At 47.1% G+C, this 13,494-nt stretch carries 13 protein-coding genes; 3 read left to right on the top strand and 10 right to left on the bottom strand.

What is annotated here, in order from left to right; all coding sequences use genetic code 11:
• Positions 1–89: 89 nt before the first annotated feature.
• The 3 genes from WBG78_RS01995 to rbfA all read right to left on the bottom strand — a co-directional run bounded on the left by WBG78_RS01995 (position 90) and on the right by rbfA (position 4,775).
• Positions 90–3,032, bottom strand: a complete 2,943-nt coding sequence (locus WBG78_RS01995; RefSeq protein WP_337324687.1) for a DEAD/DEAH box helicase — start codon at positions 3,030–3,032, stop codon at positions 90–92.
• 98 nt (positions 3,033–3,130) lie between these two features.
• Complete coding sequence (locus WBG78_RS01990; RefSeq protein WP_337324686.1) at positions 3,131–4,354, bottom strand: ABC transporter permease; 1,224 nt, start codon at positions 4,352–4,354, stop codon at positions 3,131–3,133.
• 40 nt (positions 4,355–4,394) lie between these two features.
• Complete coding sequence (gene rbfA / locus WBG78_RS01985) at positions 4,395–4,775, bottom strand: 30S ribosome-binding factor RbfA (RefSeq protein ID WP_337324685.1); 381 nt, start codon at positions 4,773–4,775, stop codon at positions 4,395–4,397.
• A 75-nt stretch (positions 4,776–4,850) separates the two neighbouring features.
• Here rbfA and WBG78_RS01980 point away from each other — a divergent pair, with 75 nt between their 5' ends.
• Positions 4,851–6,245, top strand: a complete 1,395-nt coding sequence (locus WBG78_RS01980) for a hypothetical protein (protein WP_337324684.1) — start codon at positions 4,851–4,853, stop codon at positions 6,243–6,245.
• 58 nt (positions 6,246–6,303) lie between these two features.
• Here the strand turns inward: WBG78_RS01980 and rpiB are convergent, their stop codons facing one another.
• The 7 genes from rpiB to WBG78_RS01945 all read right to left on the bottom strand — a co-directional run bounded on the left by rpiB (position 6,304) and on the right by WBG78_RS01945 (position 12,466).
• Complete coding sequence (gene rpiB / locus WBG78_RS01975; RefSeq protein WP_337324683.1) at positions 6,304–6,732, bottom strand: ribose 5-phosphate isomerase B; 429 nt, start codon at positions 6,730–6,732, stop codon at positions 6,304–6,306.
• A 67-nt stretch (positions 6,733–6,799) separates the two neighbouring features.
• Complete coding sequence (gene tatC, locus WBG78_RS01970) at positions 6,800–7,681, bottom strand: twin-arginine translocase subunit TatC (RefSeq protein WP_337324682.1); 882 nt, start codon at positions 7,679–7,681, stop codon at positions 6,800–6,802.
• Positions 7,682–7,720: 39 nt separating this feature from the next.
• Positions 7,721–8,995 (bottom strand): serine hydroxymethyltransferase, encoded by a 1,275-nt coding sequence (glyA, locus tag WBG78_RS01965; RefSeq protein ID WP_337324681.1) that lies wholly within the window; start codon positions 8,993–8,995, stop codon positions 7,721–7,723.
• Between the two features lie 216 nt (positions 8,996–9,211).
• The gene (locus WBG78_RS01960) at positions 9,212–10,171 is read right to left on the bottom strand and encodes a TPM domain-containing protein (protein ID WP_337324680.1); all 960 of its coding nucleotides are present in this window, start codon (positions 10,169–10,171) and stop codon (positions 9,212–9,214) included.
• Between the two features lie 56 nt (positions 10,172–10,227).
• Positions 10,228–10,953, bottom strand: a complete 726-nt coding sequence (locus WBG78_RS01955; RefSeq protein ID WP_337324679.1) for a TPM domain-containing protein — start codon at positions 10,951–10,953, stop codon at positions 10,228–10,230.
• Between the two features lie 44 nt (positions 10,954–10,997).
• The gene (locus tag WBG78_RS01950; protein ID WP_337324678.1) at positions 10,998–11,660 is read right to left on the bottom strand and encodes a TPM domain-containing protein; all 663 of its coding nucleotides are present in this window, start codon (positions 11,658–11,660) and stop codon (positions 10,998–11,000) included.
• Between the two features lie 89 nt (positions 11,661–11,749).
• Complete coding sequence (locus WBG78_RS01945) at positions 11,750–12,466, bottom strand: pyridoxine 5'-phosphate synthase (RefSeq protein WP_337324677.1); 717 nt, start codon at positions 12,464–12,466, stop codon at positions 11,750–11,752.
• A gap of 75 nt (positions 12,467–12,541) precedes the next feature.
• Between WBG78_RS01945 and WBG78_RS01940 the strand changes: the two genes are divergently transcribed.
• Together WBG78_RS01940 and WBG78_RS01935 are read left to right on the top strand one after the other, a co-directional pair.
• Positions 12,542–12,994, top strand: coding sequence for a GatB/YqeY domain-containing protein (locus WBG78_RS01940; RefSeq protein ID WP_337324676.1), 453 nt, complete (start codon positions 12,542–12,544; stop codon positions 12,992–12,994).
• On the top strand, positions 12,991–13,488 hold the full coding sequence (locus WBG78_RS01935) for a CvpA family protein (RefSeq protein ID WP_337324675.1): 498 nt from the start codon (positions 12,991–12,993) through the stop codon (positions 13,486–13,488). The genes WBG78_RS01940 and WBG78_RS01935 overlap by 4 nt, the downstream gene beginning before the upstream one ends.
• The last annotated feature ends 6 nt before the right edge of the window (positions 13,489–13,494 follow it).

Below are 13,494 nucleotides of genomic sequence, written 5' to 3'. Positions count from 1 at the left end.
TATTGTTGTGAAAACCCGTCTGTACAAATGAACTCAGGCAAGGTCACGTGATCACTAGCAACGCATTAATCAAGATTTTAATCTGATCGTTACAACAGCATCTGCTCGATGTCATCCCTGGTAAGTTGCTTCATAAAGCTTTCTTCCGTGGTGATGAGCTCTGTGGTTAACTTCAGTTTACGCTGCTGCAGTGTGAGTATCTTTTCCTCCACGCTATTCCGAGTGATGAACTTGTAAGTGAATACTTTTTTCTTTTGACCAATGCGGTGTGCCCGGTCAACAGCTTGCGCCTCAACCGCAGGATTCCACCAGGGATCAAGGATAAAGACATAGTCTGCTTCTGTAAGGTTAAGACCCAAACCACCTGCCTTGATGGATATAAGAAATACTTTCAGTGTATTGTCGCGGTTGAATCGGTCGACCTGTTCTTTACGGTCTGTGCTTGATCCATCCAGGTAAGCATAGTCGATCTTATTCGTCTTCAGATACTGACGAACCAGTTCAAGGTGCTTAACGTATTGACTGAACACCAATACCTTGTGACCTTCAGCTATGGCGTTCTCGAGCATGTGGGTGATATCTTCCATCTTACCGGAATCACCTGTATAGCCTTGCTCAACCATTCGCGGATGGTTTGCCAGTTGTCTCAATTTCGTCAAACCCTCAAGGATCATGAACCGGCTGTTGCCGAGTCCCTCCTGTTCAATGAGCTTGAATATCTTCTCCCTGTAATGTGTCTTAACCTCTTCGTAACGACGCTCCTGTTCAGGTGTCATGGAACTGTATTGAATGTTCTCGACCTTTTCGGGAAGTTCAGTGGCCACCTGTGATTTATGACGGCGCAGTATAAATGGTTTTATGACGGCGTGCAGTTTGCGTGAACGTGTCTCATCGTTCTTCTTCTCAATAGGATTCTGGAATTCATTTCTGAAATACGTCTGAGATCCCAGTATGCCTGGATTGATGAACGACATCTGTGACCAAAGGTCCATTGTCGTGTTTTCAATCGGAGTACCTGTCAATACAAGTTTATGTCGTGATTTCAATTCACGAACTGCCTTGGCAATGTTTGAGGTCGGGTTCTTAATAACCTGCGACTCATCGAGAATTACATAGTTAAAGTAGAACTGATTCAACAACTCAATATCAAGGCGTGTGATGCCGTAAGAAGTGAGGATCAGATCGTACTTCTCGAATCGCTTTACGTCTTTGTTACGAAGCGTGCCTGTGTAATTCAGGATTTTAAGGTCAGGAACAAACTTGCTTGCCTCCATCTCCCAATTGTATATGAGTGACGTTGGCATAACGAGCAGTGATGTTCCAGACCCAGCTTCCTTTTCAGCCTGCATCGTGGTGAGTGTCTGCACCGTTTTACCGAGACCCATGTCGTCGGCAAGGCATCCTCCCAATCGATACTCATTCAGGAACCGAAGCCAATTGTAACCAGCCTTCTGATAAGGACGAAGTTCACCCTTAAATCCTGCCGGCAACGGATAATTCTTAATACCGCTGAACGAATTCAGTGAACGGAGTTTTTCACTGAGATGCACCTTCGCGAGATTACCCTCTTCCAGCTCCTTTACAAGGTTGAGATGGTGCTTCCGGAGTACTGGCTTTTCATTATCACCGTCTGTTTCACTGAGCGCAAACAGGTCAGAATACTTTGTAAGCCATGCTTCAGGGATAATGGCGATTTCGCCATTGGGCAACTTAAATTCTACTTTGCGGCGAAGGATGAGCTTTCTTAGCTCTTTAAAAGGTATCTCAAATTCGCCGAACTTGATGCGGGCATGGATATCGAACCAGTCAATATTCTCCTTGACTTCGACTTCGATTACTGCCTTACCAACAAAGTATTTCTTGTCACGGCTTTCTGGTTGACTAACCTCAAAACCGAGGTTTAGCAAGTTCACGCGATTTTCGTTCAGCCAGGAGAACGCCTCCGACTTCGGTATGGCAACCCGAAATCCTTTCATCGGTAAACCAAGCTTCTGCAGTGTGTGAAGAAAGTTCTTTTCTTCATCGTTCCGTCGCGTGACACGATGAAAAATGTAACCGTCTCCCTGCTTGTCCAACGTTACGCTTACTGGCCCGATGTTATCACCTCTGAAACGGTGCTTACCGTATCGAAATGACAAGTCAAAGACAATTTTACCAGCCTCGTCTGCACCATCATCCTGAGGCTGATGATCGTCGAATAGTGATGCCGTTGTAGATGACTGTGCCGTATGAAGTTCAGATAATGTCAGCACGGGATGTGGATCGTATGTGCTCTTGTTTATCTCGAACCCGCTTGCTTCTACATCGTCGAAGGTGGCGATGAGTGGAGCGACGAATTTATTATAGTATGTCTCCTCAACGTTTCGCGGGATGACAACAAACTTCTTCGTGAAGAAGGGAATTAGTTTTTTTCCGTCAACGTGCTTTTCGAAACCGTATAGCTTGCCATTCAAAACCATCCATGCTGGATTCTTACAGATAAGATATGCAGAGGCGTTAGGCAATTCTATCTTCTTTCCCTGATAGGTGATGGTGGGATAGTAATTGGTATGGTCATGCGTGCGCATGAAATGGAATTGTATCGTTGCCCGCTTGTCGAGGACTTCGATTTTTCGCCATGTTGGCTCGCCGTCGTTTCCCATTTCAAACAGCACCTTACCCTTCATCTTTTCAAGGATTTTGGAACGGCGCTTTTCCATGTAGTCCTCAATCTGTTCCTGAACGATCTCGCTTCCCTTCACCTTGTCGTAGATCTTGGTGAAGAATTCTTCGGGCTTCATGAACTTGACTGAAAACTTCTTCACAATCGCTTCCTGTGACATCGAATCCATTAACTCGATTAATTCGAAGTCGCGATCATCCAGTCCTTTAGAAAATTCGCGTGCGTTTTTTGAAGAAATATTTTGGTGCTGGTAGGTAAGCTTTCCTTTGTCGTCCAGGTGAACTATATACGACTCAAATACAAACCCCAGATATTCGTGCTGGTACAGCGAATAAATGATCTGAAATGGTTGTGAAGCGGAGACTTTCATCCAGATACCAGTCGTTTGATGAAAACGGAATCTGAAAATTAAGCATAAATAAGCTGATTTGGTCCCTTTTTCCAAAAAAATGGTACACAAAACTTACATCAAAGGTGCTGCACGGAAGCAAACCGAGCTGCAATCGTCGCAGGTCTCGACGAGACTAAAATGGTTACAACTGTCATTACAACGAACACATAGGCAAAATCTGCAAACCTCATTTTGACAGGATAGCCGTCAACGATCGCGCTTTGCATGCCCATGCTCACCAGGCCAAACTTCTGTTGAAGGAATACTATCAGCGCTCCGGCAGCTAGTCCGCTCAGGGTCCCGATCGCCGCGATCAGCATTCCCTCCGTCAGAAAGATCCTTTTCAGCAGGCTTCCATCCGCCCCAAGGGCTGAAAGCAGTGTAATATCCCTTTTCTTATCAAGGGCGAGCATCATAAGGCTGAAGTATATGTTTATAGAACCGATCAACAGCAATAGTATTGCGGCAATAGAGGCGAACAGTTTCTCCAGCTTGATAACCCGGTAAACGTCTTCATGCTGTTCCTCAGAATTCAGGATTTTGAATGACTCACCCAGAGACTGTTGCAGCGCAGTTTCCACGGAGGCGACATTTGCCGCAGGGTGAAGCTTGAGTTCAAGAGAAGTCCTGCGGTCCGAATAGTTGAATAGCTCCTGGGCAAACGACAGGGGAACGATCACATAATTTTCATCAAAGTTTTGCACGATCATGAAAACGCCCCCCGGATAGATATTCCGTTGAGTATACAACTTCGAAGCATCCACGGTACCTGATTTGGCACGAACATAGAACAATTGAAGTGGGTAAAAGTCCTGGTCGAGGGCAATTGACAATGTGCTTTTGACACCGTAACCCACCAGGGCACGGGGCGTCTTACCTCGTTTCAGTGCCAGCTCGCCCTCAACGACACTGCTTTTTGGAATTCGGTTCTGCTCAATGAAATTGTCACTAACACCTTTAACAGTGACTACCTGGTCCGCGTTGTTGTAGCGGGCATAAGCAAAGTCTTCGATTACCTCTGTGATCAGATCAACTCCCTCAACCGCCTTAATCTTCTTTAGCAGTGCTGAATTAACCACGAATGACTTTCCCTTTGCGGCCTCGATTTTAATCTCAGGATCGAAAGAGTTGTTTACAGAATGCAGCAGATCGCCCAATCCATTAAAAATAGACAGCACGATAATAATAGCTGCTGAAATCAAGGCCACTGCCACCACCGAGATAATGGAAATGATATTGATGAAATTCTTTTTTCGTCGGGAGAAGAGATACCGCCGGGCAATGAATAGTGACAGGTTCACGTTTAACGGAGGTTACAGCTTGAATGAGTAATGGAAACGCTCACTTCTCGGGCGGAATGTTGAGATTTTTGATGAGTTCATCCATACGCGAGGCGTTCTCTTCAACTTCGTCGCGATAAAATATGAGCTCGGGAACGATCCGGACCTGTTTGCCAATCTTATCCCCAAGGGCACGGCGCAATTCGCTTTTATGCCGGTTTATGTTGTCGAGTACTTTTTCCTTTTCCTTAGCCAACAACATGCTGATGTACACCTTAGCTACGCTCAGGTCCGCATTAACCTTGACGTCGGCTATCGTTATGAATGCATTCTCCAATATTCCACGCTTGTCGCGTTGGAAAATCTCGCTCAGTTCCTTTTGAATGAGCCTCCCGTACTTCTGCTGCCTCGTCGATCCACTCATGAGACAAATATGACTCATGTATCAACAATTAGCAATCAACCATTGGCAATTATAAAAACCTCCTCTATTTTGTGATTTTTAAGCTCATTTTACTTGTTACAGTATTTTCGAATAAACGATCCGTACCGATTGCTGGGTTTACTGGTGATCTTTCTCATTATATCGTTGCCATTTTTCATCGATACGCCAGAGCTTACTTACCCCGAGCTTAAGGCCTTTGTCATCGGTGAAAAGTTGCATGAAGGGTCCTCCCTTTATACATCAATAGTTGATTCATCCGGGCCGCTGGCGGGCTGGGTCAATGCACTGCTTGATGTCGTCTTCGGCCGTTCTATACTGGCACGTCACATCATCAGCTTTGTGCTGATTTTTTTCCAGGCGGCATATATTGGAATTGTATTCTCGAATCAAAAGGCATTTGCTGAACAGACGTACATTCCATCACTGATATACGTCGTCGCCTTTTGTTTTTCGTACGACACGCTTTCACTCACACCAGAACTCATGGGTGCAGGCGCCCTGTTACCTGCTCTCAGCAGTCTTTTCAAAGAAATAGAATTTCGGGAACAGCGTTCAGAATCCATCTTCGGTCTTGGCTTATACATTAGTATCGCTTCCCTGTTCTCATTTTCGTATAGTGTACTTCTGATCGGATCTTTCATTACGCTCGCGGTGTTTACGAGAAGCAACTTCCGTAAATATCTGTTACTCATCGTTGGTTTTGCGTTGCCTCACCTGCTACTACTGGCCATCTATTATTTGAAGGATGGACTATCTGCTGTCTGGCAATTCTATTACGTTGCAAACTTGACAGTGCACTCTGTGCGTTACATTTCCACAGGCGGATTGTGGACGTTGGTCACGTTGCCCCTGATATATCTTGTTGTGTCCATTGTGCTGATGAATCGTGAAGCACGGCTCTCGAAGTATCAGACTCAGCTGGTACAGGCAATGTTCTTCTGGACGCTGTTTGCTTTAATACAGGTATATGTATCACGAGACTTCCGACCGCAGAATTTTGTAAGCGTTATACCCGGACTTTGCTTCTTCGTCACGCACTTCCTGTTGATTATGCCGAAAAGAAAATTCGCTGAGATCGCAATATGGGTGTTCCTCGGAGGTACGGTTTTGATCGCCAACCTGGCCCGATACGGAGCTTTTGGAAGTGTGAATTACCGGGAGCTGATTGTTCGCAAGGATGATTCACCATATACCGGCAAACGGCTTCTGGTTTTAGACGAGGGGTGGGAGATATATTCGAAGAACAGGTTGGCGACGCCGTTCCTGGACTGGACCTTGAGTCGTTCGATATTTACTCAGCCGGAATATTACGAGAACGTGATCCTGGTGTCGAACGGATTCAAGAATGATCCACCTGAAGTCATCCGCGACAAGCACAATATGCTTCAGCCTTACCTGGAACGACTTCCTGAATTGAAAAAGCAATACAAACGGCAGGGTGACTACTACGTGCTGACCAAACAGTAAGAAACGCCTCACCCTCAATATTCATATTGACGGCGGACTTATAAGAGCAATCAAAAGATTAACAAGCAATTTTGCCCACACGGCGTGCGTGTCTTCCGCCTTCAAAGGCAGTAGTAAGGAAGAGATCAACAATAGTTCTTGCATCTGCTTCGCTGATGAAGCGTGCAGGGATGCATACTACATTCGCATCGTTGTGTGCACGTGCCAGTGAGGCAAGTTCCGGAGTCCAGCAGATCGCAGCGCGGATACCTGCATGTTTGTTTGCCGTAATGGCCACACCGTTGGCACTACCACAAACCAGCACACCAAACTTCGCCTCCGCGGATTCTACTGAGTTAGCAACCGGGTGGGCGAAGTCGGCATAGTCCGATGATTCATCAGAGTAAGCTCCAAAATCCTTTACCTCGTTGCCCTGTGCCTCCAATGCTTTACGCAGCATTTCCTTATAGTGGAATCCTGCGTGATCGCTGCCGATGGCTATTTTCATCTTTGTGTTTTTACGGTTGTCGTTTGATGTTCCCGCACCGTTGATTGGTGCCCTGAACATTAAAGCGTTAGTCCTGGGTTATGTCTGTGGGGTGGACGCTTGACTGCTGCTCACGCAATAATTCTTCGGCCTCCTCCTTTGCTTTCCGCTTAGCCACACCTGACGAAATCAGAATACTGATCTCAAACAGCAGATACAGTGGTATGGTAATCAGCATCTGGCTCAATGGGTCCGGAGGCGTAACGATAGCTGCGACTATCAGAATAATAATAATCGAGTGCTTGCGGTATTTGCGCAGGAACTCTGGTGATACGATGCCGATCTTAGTAAGGAAGTAAATGACTACTGGCAATTGAAAGAGCAGACCCGATCCGAACACGAGAAGCACAACGGTCGAGACATACGACGTGATGTCAAATTCATTCACAACCATGTCGCTGATGCTGTAGTTCGCCAGGAAGTACACCATCCAGGGAGCGATAACATAAAATCCAAAAGATATCCCCAGGAAAAACAGCACCGACACTGCGGCAACAGCACCCCTTGAATATTTGCGCTCATTGCGTTGGAGCCCCGGTTTCACGAACCTCCATATCTCCCAGCATACATAGGGAAATGCGACGACTAGCCCAATAATAAACGAGGCCATAATGTGCATCGTGAACTGGCCGGTCATGTTTCTGCTCTGAACCTTGAACGGTATGTCCGTGATGCACAGGCCTTCCTGATTCAACAGGTCGGCTAATCTGCACAGCGCTTTGAAGGTTGGGAATTCGGGACGTGCCGGCGCAAAGATGATGTTTTCAAATATCCATTTGGCACTTAGGAAGGCGCCAATAGTAAATACGCAAATAGCAATCAGCGAACGGATCAGATGCCAGCGCAATTCCTCGAGGTGGTCGAGGAAACTCATCTCCTTCTCTTCATTCAACTCTTGATCCAATGGCATGCTCTTTCTTATTTAGTCGGTGATTGCTCACCATGTTTATTATGCTTCGTACAGCGGGAACTTCGTCATCAAACGATTTACCTTCTTGCGTACGCTCTTCAAATGCTTCTCATCATCGGTCTTCTGAAGTGCCTCGTCGATAAGTTCAACAATCTTAACAACATCCTTCTCTTTCAATCCGCGAGTGGTTATTGCCGGCGTTCCGATACGCATACCAGATGTTACCATTGGCGATTGTGTGTCGAAGGGAACCATGTTCTTGTTAATCGTAATATCTGCCTGGATAAGCGCTTCTTCCGCCTTCTTGCCTGTAAGATTTTTTGAACGAAGGTCGATCAGCATCAGGTGATTGTCTGTGCCTCCTGAGATGATCTTGTAACCGAGGTCTACGAATGCCTGTGCCATAGCCTTGGCGTTGCGAGCAACCTGAACGATATAGTCCATGTACTCATCTGAAAGCGCTTCTTTAAAGCTTACTGCCTTTGCGGCGATAACGTGTTCCAGTGGTCCACCTTGTGTTCCCGGGAATACGCCTGAGTCGAGAACTGACGTGATCTTTCTCAGTTCACCTTTAGGTGTCTTGAGACCCCAGGGGTTGTCGAAGTTCTTACCCACCAGAATCATGCCTCCTCTAGGACCGCGAAGAGTCTTGTGTGTAGTGGTTGTAACGATATGGCAATGTTCCATCGGATCAGCCAGAAGACCACGTGCGATCAGTCCGGCAGGGTGAGAAATGTCGGCCATAAGCAATGCACCCACGCTGTCAGCAGCTTCACGCAGCTTCTTGTAGTCCCAATCGCGGCTGTAGGCAGAAGCACCGCATATGATCAATTTCGGTTTCTCTCGTTGTGCTGTCTCAATAACTTTATCGAAGTCGATAAGGCCCGTGGCTTCCTCTACACCATAGAATGTTGGCTGATAAAGTTTGCCTGAAAAATTTACGGGTGAACCGTGAGTAAGGTGGCCGCCGTGCGACAGGTCAAAGCCAAGAATTTTATCACCCGGCTTAAGACAAGCAAGCATTACTGCGGCGTTTGCTTGTGCGCCCGAATGCGGCTGAACATTTGCCCATTCCGCGCCAAACAATTCTTTCGCGCGATCAATTGCCAGTTGTTCAACTTCGTCGACAACTTCGCAACCGCCATAATAGCGTTTGCCTGGCAGCCCTTCCGCATACTTGTTTGTAAGCACTGAGCCTTGCGCTTTCATCACCTGTGGTGAGGTGAAGTTCTCGGAAGCAATAAGTTCGATTCCTTCCTCCTGACGTTGCCGTTCCTTTTCGATCAATTCGAAGATAGCCTTGTCGCGTTTCATGTTTGCAGATGGGTATTTAAAAGAAGGGTCAAAAATAAGGTTGTCGGCCGACATCGCAAATATTTGTTTTCCCTGTATTCTGAACGGCCGTTTTCAGATGCGCCCGCAGGCAAAAGCATGTACGAGGTTCTGGCTAATTAAAGATTTTGATGCCCAGGGAACATTAAAGTCACTTTGCAGGACGCTATTTTTTTCTGGTTGGGATCGGCCAAAGGGCTACCATGAACCGCTGCTGCCACCGCCGCCAAAGGATCCACCGCCCCCAGAAAATCCACCACCACCACTGCTTCCGCCTCCACCTGATCCGCTTGACCAGCCTCCCCAGCCCGATCCACCAGACCATCGGCCACCCCGCGATTTTCCAGAACTTGACAGCTTTTTCGTAAGGCGCCCTCCCCAGGCTGTTTTTGGCAGAAGAAACTTTAACAATGGAAAAACGATGAGATAAGTGATTAGGATTGCAAGTCCGCCGCCCGTTCCAACGATCATCATTGGAAACAAGGCGTAAAAGGGAATCAGAAAGGCGTAAAGAAACCACCCTGCGCATCCTGGTGCTAGTATACCGATGACGGTAAAAATACCCAGCACAACGAAGAGAAAAAGTCCTATAAGAACCTTCTCCTTCAGGGTGAAGTCCGCATTGCCGTCGGCGTCTGCATCAGCGGCTGTGTACTCGCCGCCAATTGCTGAAATCATAGCATTGATACCGGCGGTTATGCCGTCATCATAGTTACTCTGTCTGAAGGGTGGAGCGATCTCATTTCTGATAATTCGACTGCACACAGCGTCAGTCAATGGGCCTTCAAGACCCTGACCTACCTCTATACGCATCTTGCGATCGTTCAACGCAATCAGTAGCAAAGCGCCGTTGTCTTTGTCTGATTGGCCCAGCCTCCACGCCTCGGCTACACGCAATGAATATTGCTCCAAAACATCACCATCCAGTGAAGGTATGATGAGTACAGCTATTTGATTTGATGTTGAATCTTCATAGACGTCAAGCTGGTGTTCCAGGCGATCGATCGCCTCAGTAGACAACACATGAGATTCGTCATGAACATGCAGTCCCCACAATTCCGGAACGGCGCGCTGAGCGTAAGCAGCAGATACGCCGGCAACTAAGACCAAACACAACAGGTACCGAACCCGCATTTGGGTAGCTTTTATTGATTTCATCGGAGTAGGTCTTTAATCACTTAATCATCTTTGATTGAAACACGAGTCACGGAGTTTTACCAGGAATCGCTTGAGCCGCCGCCTCCAAAACTACCGCCCCCTCCAAAGTCGCCGCCACCGCCTCCCCAGGAGCCGCCACTGTCTCCGCCTCTGCCAAAGCCGCCCATAGGGCCCATCCATCCTCCTGTTGACCAATAGCCACCGCCACGTCGGCCGCGTCCTCCATTATTCCTGCTTATCGCTATAAGAATAATGATGATGATAACGATAGTTGAAACCGGGATACCACGGCCTTTCCTTTTCTGCTGAACGGGTTGATCGTTGACATATTCGCCGTGTATCGTTTTTATTATCGCTGCAACTCCTGCTATTACTCCTCCCTCGTAGTCGCCATTCCTAAAACGAGGAACTATTTCATTCCTGTTTATGCGACTCGACATGGCATCGGTCAGAACACCCTCCAGTCCCTGTCCCACTTCAATCCTTACCTGTCTTTCCTTTATTACAACGAGCAACAAAACTCCGTTGTCGTTCTTCTCAGTACCGAGACGCCACGCGGTGGCTACACGTATTGAATAGTCCTCAATTGGTTCGCCCTGAAGAGAAGGAATAATTAGCACCGCGATCTGATTGCTGGTTGAATCGCGGTCTGCTTTTAGCAGCGATTCAAGCTGTGTACGTGTTCCCTGCGAAAGAATGTTCGCCTCATCGTGGACCCAATATCCACCATTTTCCGGAATAGCGAGTTGAGCAAGGGCTGCCGTATGGATTAATGCAGCCATTATAAGTAAGAGGTAAAAGTATGTTTTGAAACGCAATCGCCTCATCACTGTAGTCTGAGGTCATCGCGAAGTTCGTTTGTATCGTCTTCGCTTTTTGTAAAACCTTTTTCAAATAGGATTGAGCCGCATCGGGCGACAGCCTTCTCAAGGCCATTAACTACATCCCCTTGTCTGATATTGCCAATGAGATCTGATACGATTTCATCCCAACGGGATTTATCTACAACCTTGCTGATGCCCGTGTCTGCCATGACAATAACTTCGTGTTCAAAAAACGAAATGAAGATCATGATACCAGTGCGTTGACGGGTGTTGAAAACTTCCTCTTCGAGAAACGCATTCTCTGCGCGCTGTCGGGCGGCAGTGTCAAGATTCGTCCGACCTGCAAGCAGTCGTTTTAACGGATCTGAATAGCTTGTTGCCAGGCCCCCGGCGAATCCTGCCGCGGCGACGATGAGAAAAATGAATACCGGATCATAAAATAGTGCATTGCTCGAGGTCGAGAATACGTATCGGTCAAAAACGATCATGGTAAGAAAGGCAAAGCTGGCAGCGAGAATTGCTCCCTTATAGTTTGCACTTGTGTAACGACCACTACGCTCGACCATGACAGGCACGATCTCTCCCGATATGTTGCCTTCGGCTTTGGCAACGGCGTCCTTGATCCGTTGCAGGTCAGGCTCACTGAACATTTCGCGAATCTTCATGTATGATGTTGGTTAATGCTGGTGACCAAATGTGGTACCGTTTAGCGTCTTAAGATAGTGAGGCGATTATTAAAAACCCTTGTTGACCCTTAGCGCTTGCACGCGCGAAGGTATAGTTGAATAGTATTTTCAAGTCCAAGATAAAGGGCATCGCTTATTAGTGCGTGGCCAATCGACACCTCATCGAGATGTGGAAGTTGAGTTACCAGGTAATTGAGGTTATTCAGGTCGAGGTCGTGCCCTGCATTTACGCCTAAGCCCGCGCCGTGAGCAATACGTGCACTTTCAATATAGGGCTTAACAGCGACCGTCTTATCAACATTGAATTCGTGAGCGTATGGCTCTGTATACAATTCGATTCTGTCGGCTCCACAAGCCGCCGCTCCTTCAACCATACGCGGAACAGGGTCGACAAAAATTGAAACACGCACGTTTGACGCCTTCAATTCTTTTACGATGTCCCTTAGTAGTGACGCGTGCCTGAGAGTATCCCATCCTGCATTCGAAGTGATCGCATCAGGCGCATCAGGCACAAGTGTTGCCTGCGCCGGACGTACTTCGGCAACAAGCTTCATATAACGCGGGTCAGGATAACCCTCGATGTTAAACTCCGTCTTGACTACTTTCTTAAGTGCGAGAACATCCGAATAACGAATATGTCGTTCGTCTGGTCTTGGGTGAACGGTAATTCCTTGCGCACCGAATCGTTCACAATCTATTGCCGCTTTTACGACATCGGGATTATTTCCACCCCTTGCGTTTCGGAGTGTGGCAATTTTATTAATATTGACGCTCAGTCTGGTCATAATTGAGATTGTAAAACAACGTAATAAACTCAATAACCTAAGAATTCGTTTCGTAAAATATTATTGAAGGAAAGTATGAGTCTTAAACAGCAGATCGACGCCGACATCAAGAAGGCGATGCTTGCCAAGAACAAGGAAGAGTTGGAAGCATTGAGGAGCATCAAGTCGCTTATCCTGCTTGCTGAAACAGATAAGGGAGCGAGCGAAGAGATTTCCGCCGACAAGGAAAACAAATTGCTCGTAAAGGCAGCCAAACAACGAAAGGAATCCGCCGATATCTTCACGCAACAAAGCAGACAGGATCTGGCCGACAAAGAGTTGTTTCAGCTAAATGTAATTAACCGGTATTTGCCAAAACAGATGTCGCAGGACGAGTTGGAGTCTACGTTAAAGAATATCATTGAACAAACGGGTGCCAAAGGACCTTCCGACCTCGGTAAGGTCATGGGGATTGCAACCAAATCGCTTGCTGGTCAAGCCGATGGCAAAGTGATTTCTGAGACGGTAAAAAGACTGCTTGGCGCTTGAAAGCTATTGATTTTATCATCTTGATCATCGTCCTGTTGGGGGCCGTTCAGGGGTTCAGGTCGGGTTTTATAGTTGAATTGTTTTCACTTCTAGGTGTGTTTCTTGGTGTGCTCGGTGGCTTTAAGCTGATGGGCCTTGCAATGGTCATGCTGAACAATCGATTCAACATTGACGAAAAGGTTCTGCCCTACGCCGCCTTTGCCGTTGTTTTTCTGGTGATTGTCATAGTCGTAGGCTTGCTTGGTAAGATGATCAAGGAGTCTGTCCGACAAACACTATTGGGTGGGGCGGATCAGATCGCTGGCGCCATACTGGGCGTCGTGCGGTCGGCATTTATGTTGAGCATTATGATATGGATCGCCGACGCTTTGCACTTTAAAGCGCTTGAACAATGGTCGGAAGGCTCAACTTTTTATCCAATTTTTGCCAGTTTTGCACCCAAAGTCACTGATTGGGTGGGCGACCTGATTCCATTCTTCAGGGACGTGCTGTAAGCGAAC

The sequence above is a fragment of the Chryseolinea sp. T2 genome (genome assembly GCF_037203685.1).
Classification (GTDB): Bacteria; Bacteroidota; Bacteroidia; order Cytophagales; family Cyclobacteriaceae; genus Chryseolinea.
Note: the sequence above shows the minus strand (reverse complement) of the source record. Positions and strands in the feature narration are given on the sequence as shown.

Coding starts and splice junctions, on each gene's coding strand:
- WBG78_RS01995 (WP_337324687.1), bottom strand. CDS start 3,032: ATGAAAGTCTCCGCTTCACAACCATTTCAGATCATTTATTCGCTGTAC.
- rbfA (WP_337324685.1), bottom strand. CDS start 4,775: ATGAGTCATATTTGTCTCATGAGTGGATCGACGAGGCAGCAGAAGTAC.
- rpiB (WP_337324683.1), bottom strand. CDS start 6,732: ATGAAAATAGCCATCGGCAGCGATCACGCAGGATTCCACTATAAGGAA.
- tatC (WP_337324682.1), bottom strand. CDS start 7,681: ATGCCATTGGATCAAGAGTTGAATGAAGAGAAGGAGATGAGTTTCCTC.
- glyA (WP_337324681.1), bottom strand. CDS start 8,995: ATGAAACGCGACAAGGCTATCTTCGAATTGATCGAAAAGGAACGGCAA.
- WBG78_RS01960 (WP_337324680.1), bottom strand. CDS start 10,171: ATGAAATCAATAAAAGCTACCCAAATGCGGGTTCGGTACCTGTTGTGT.
- WBG78_RS01955 (WP_337324679.1), bottom strand. CDS start 10,953: ATGGCTGCATTAATCCATACGGCAGCCCTTGCTCAACTCGCTATTCCG.
- WBG78_RS01950 (WP_337324678.1), bottom strand. CDS start 11,660: ATGAAGATTCGCGAAATGTTCAGTGAGCCTGACCTGCAACGGATCAAG.
- WBG78_RS01945 (WP_337324677.1), bottom strand. CDS start 12,466: ATGACCAGACTGAGCGTCAATATTAATAAAATTGCCACACTCCGAAAC.
- WBG78_RS01940 (WP_337324676.1), top strand. CDS start 12,542: ATGAGTCTTAAACAGCAGATCGACGCCGACATCAAGAAGGCGATGCTT.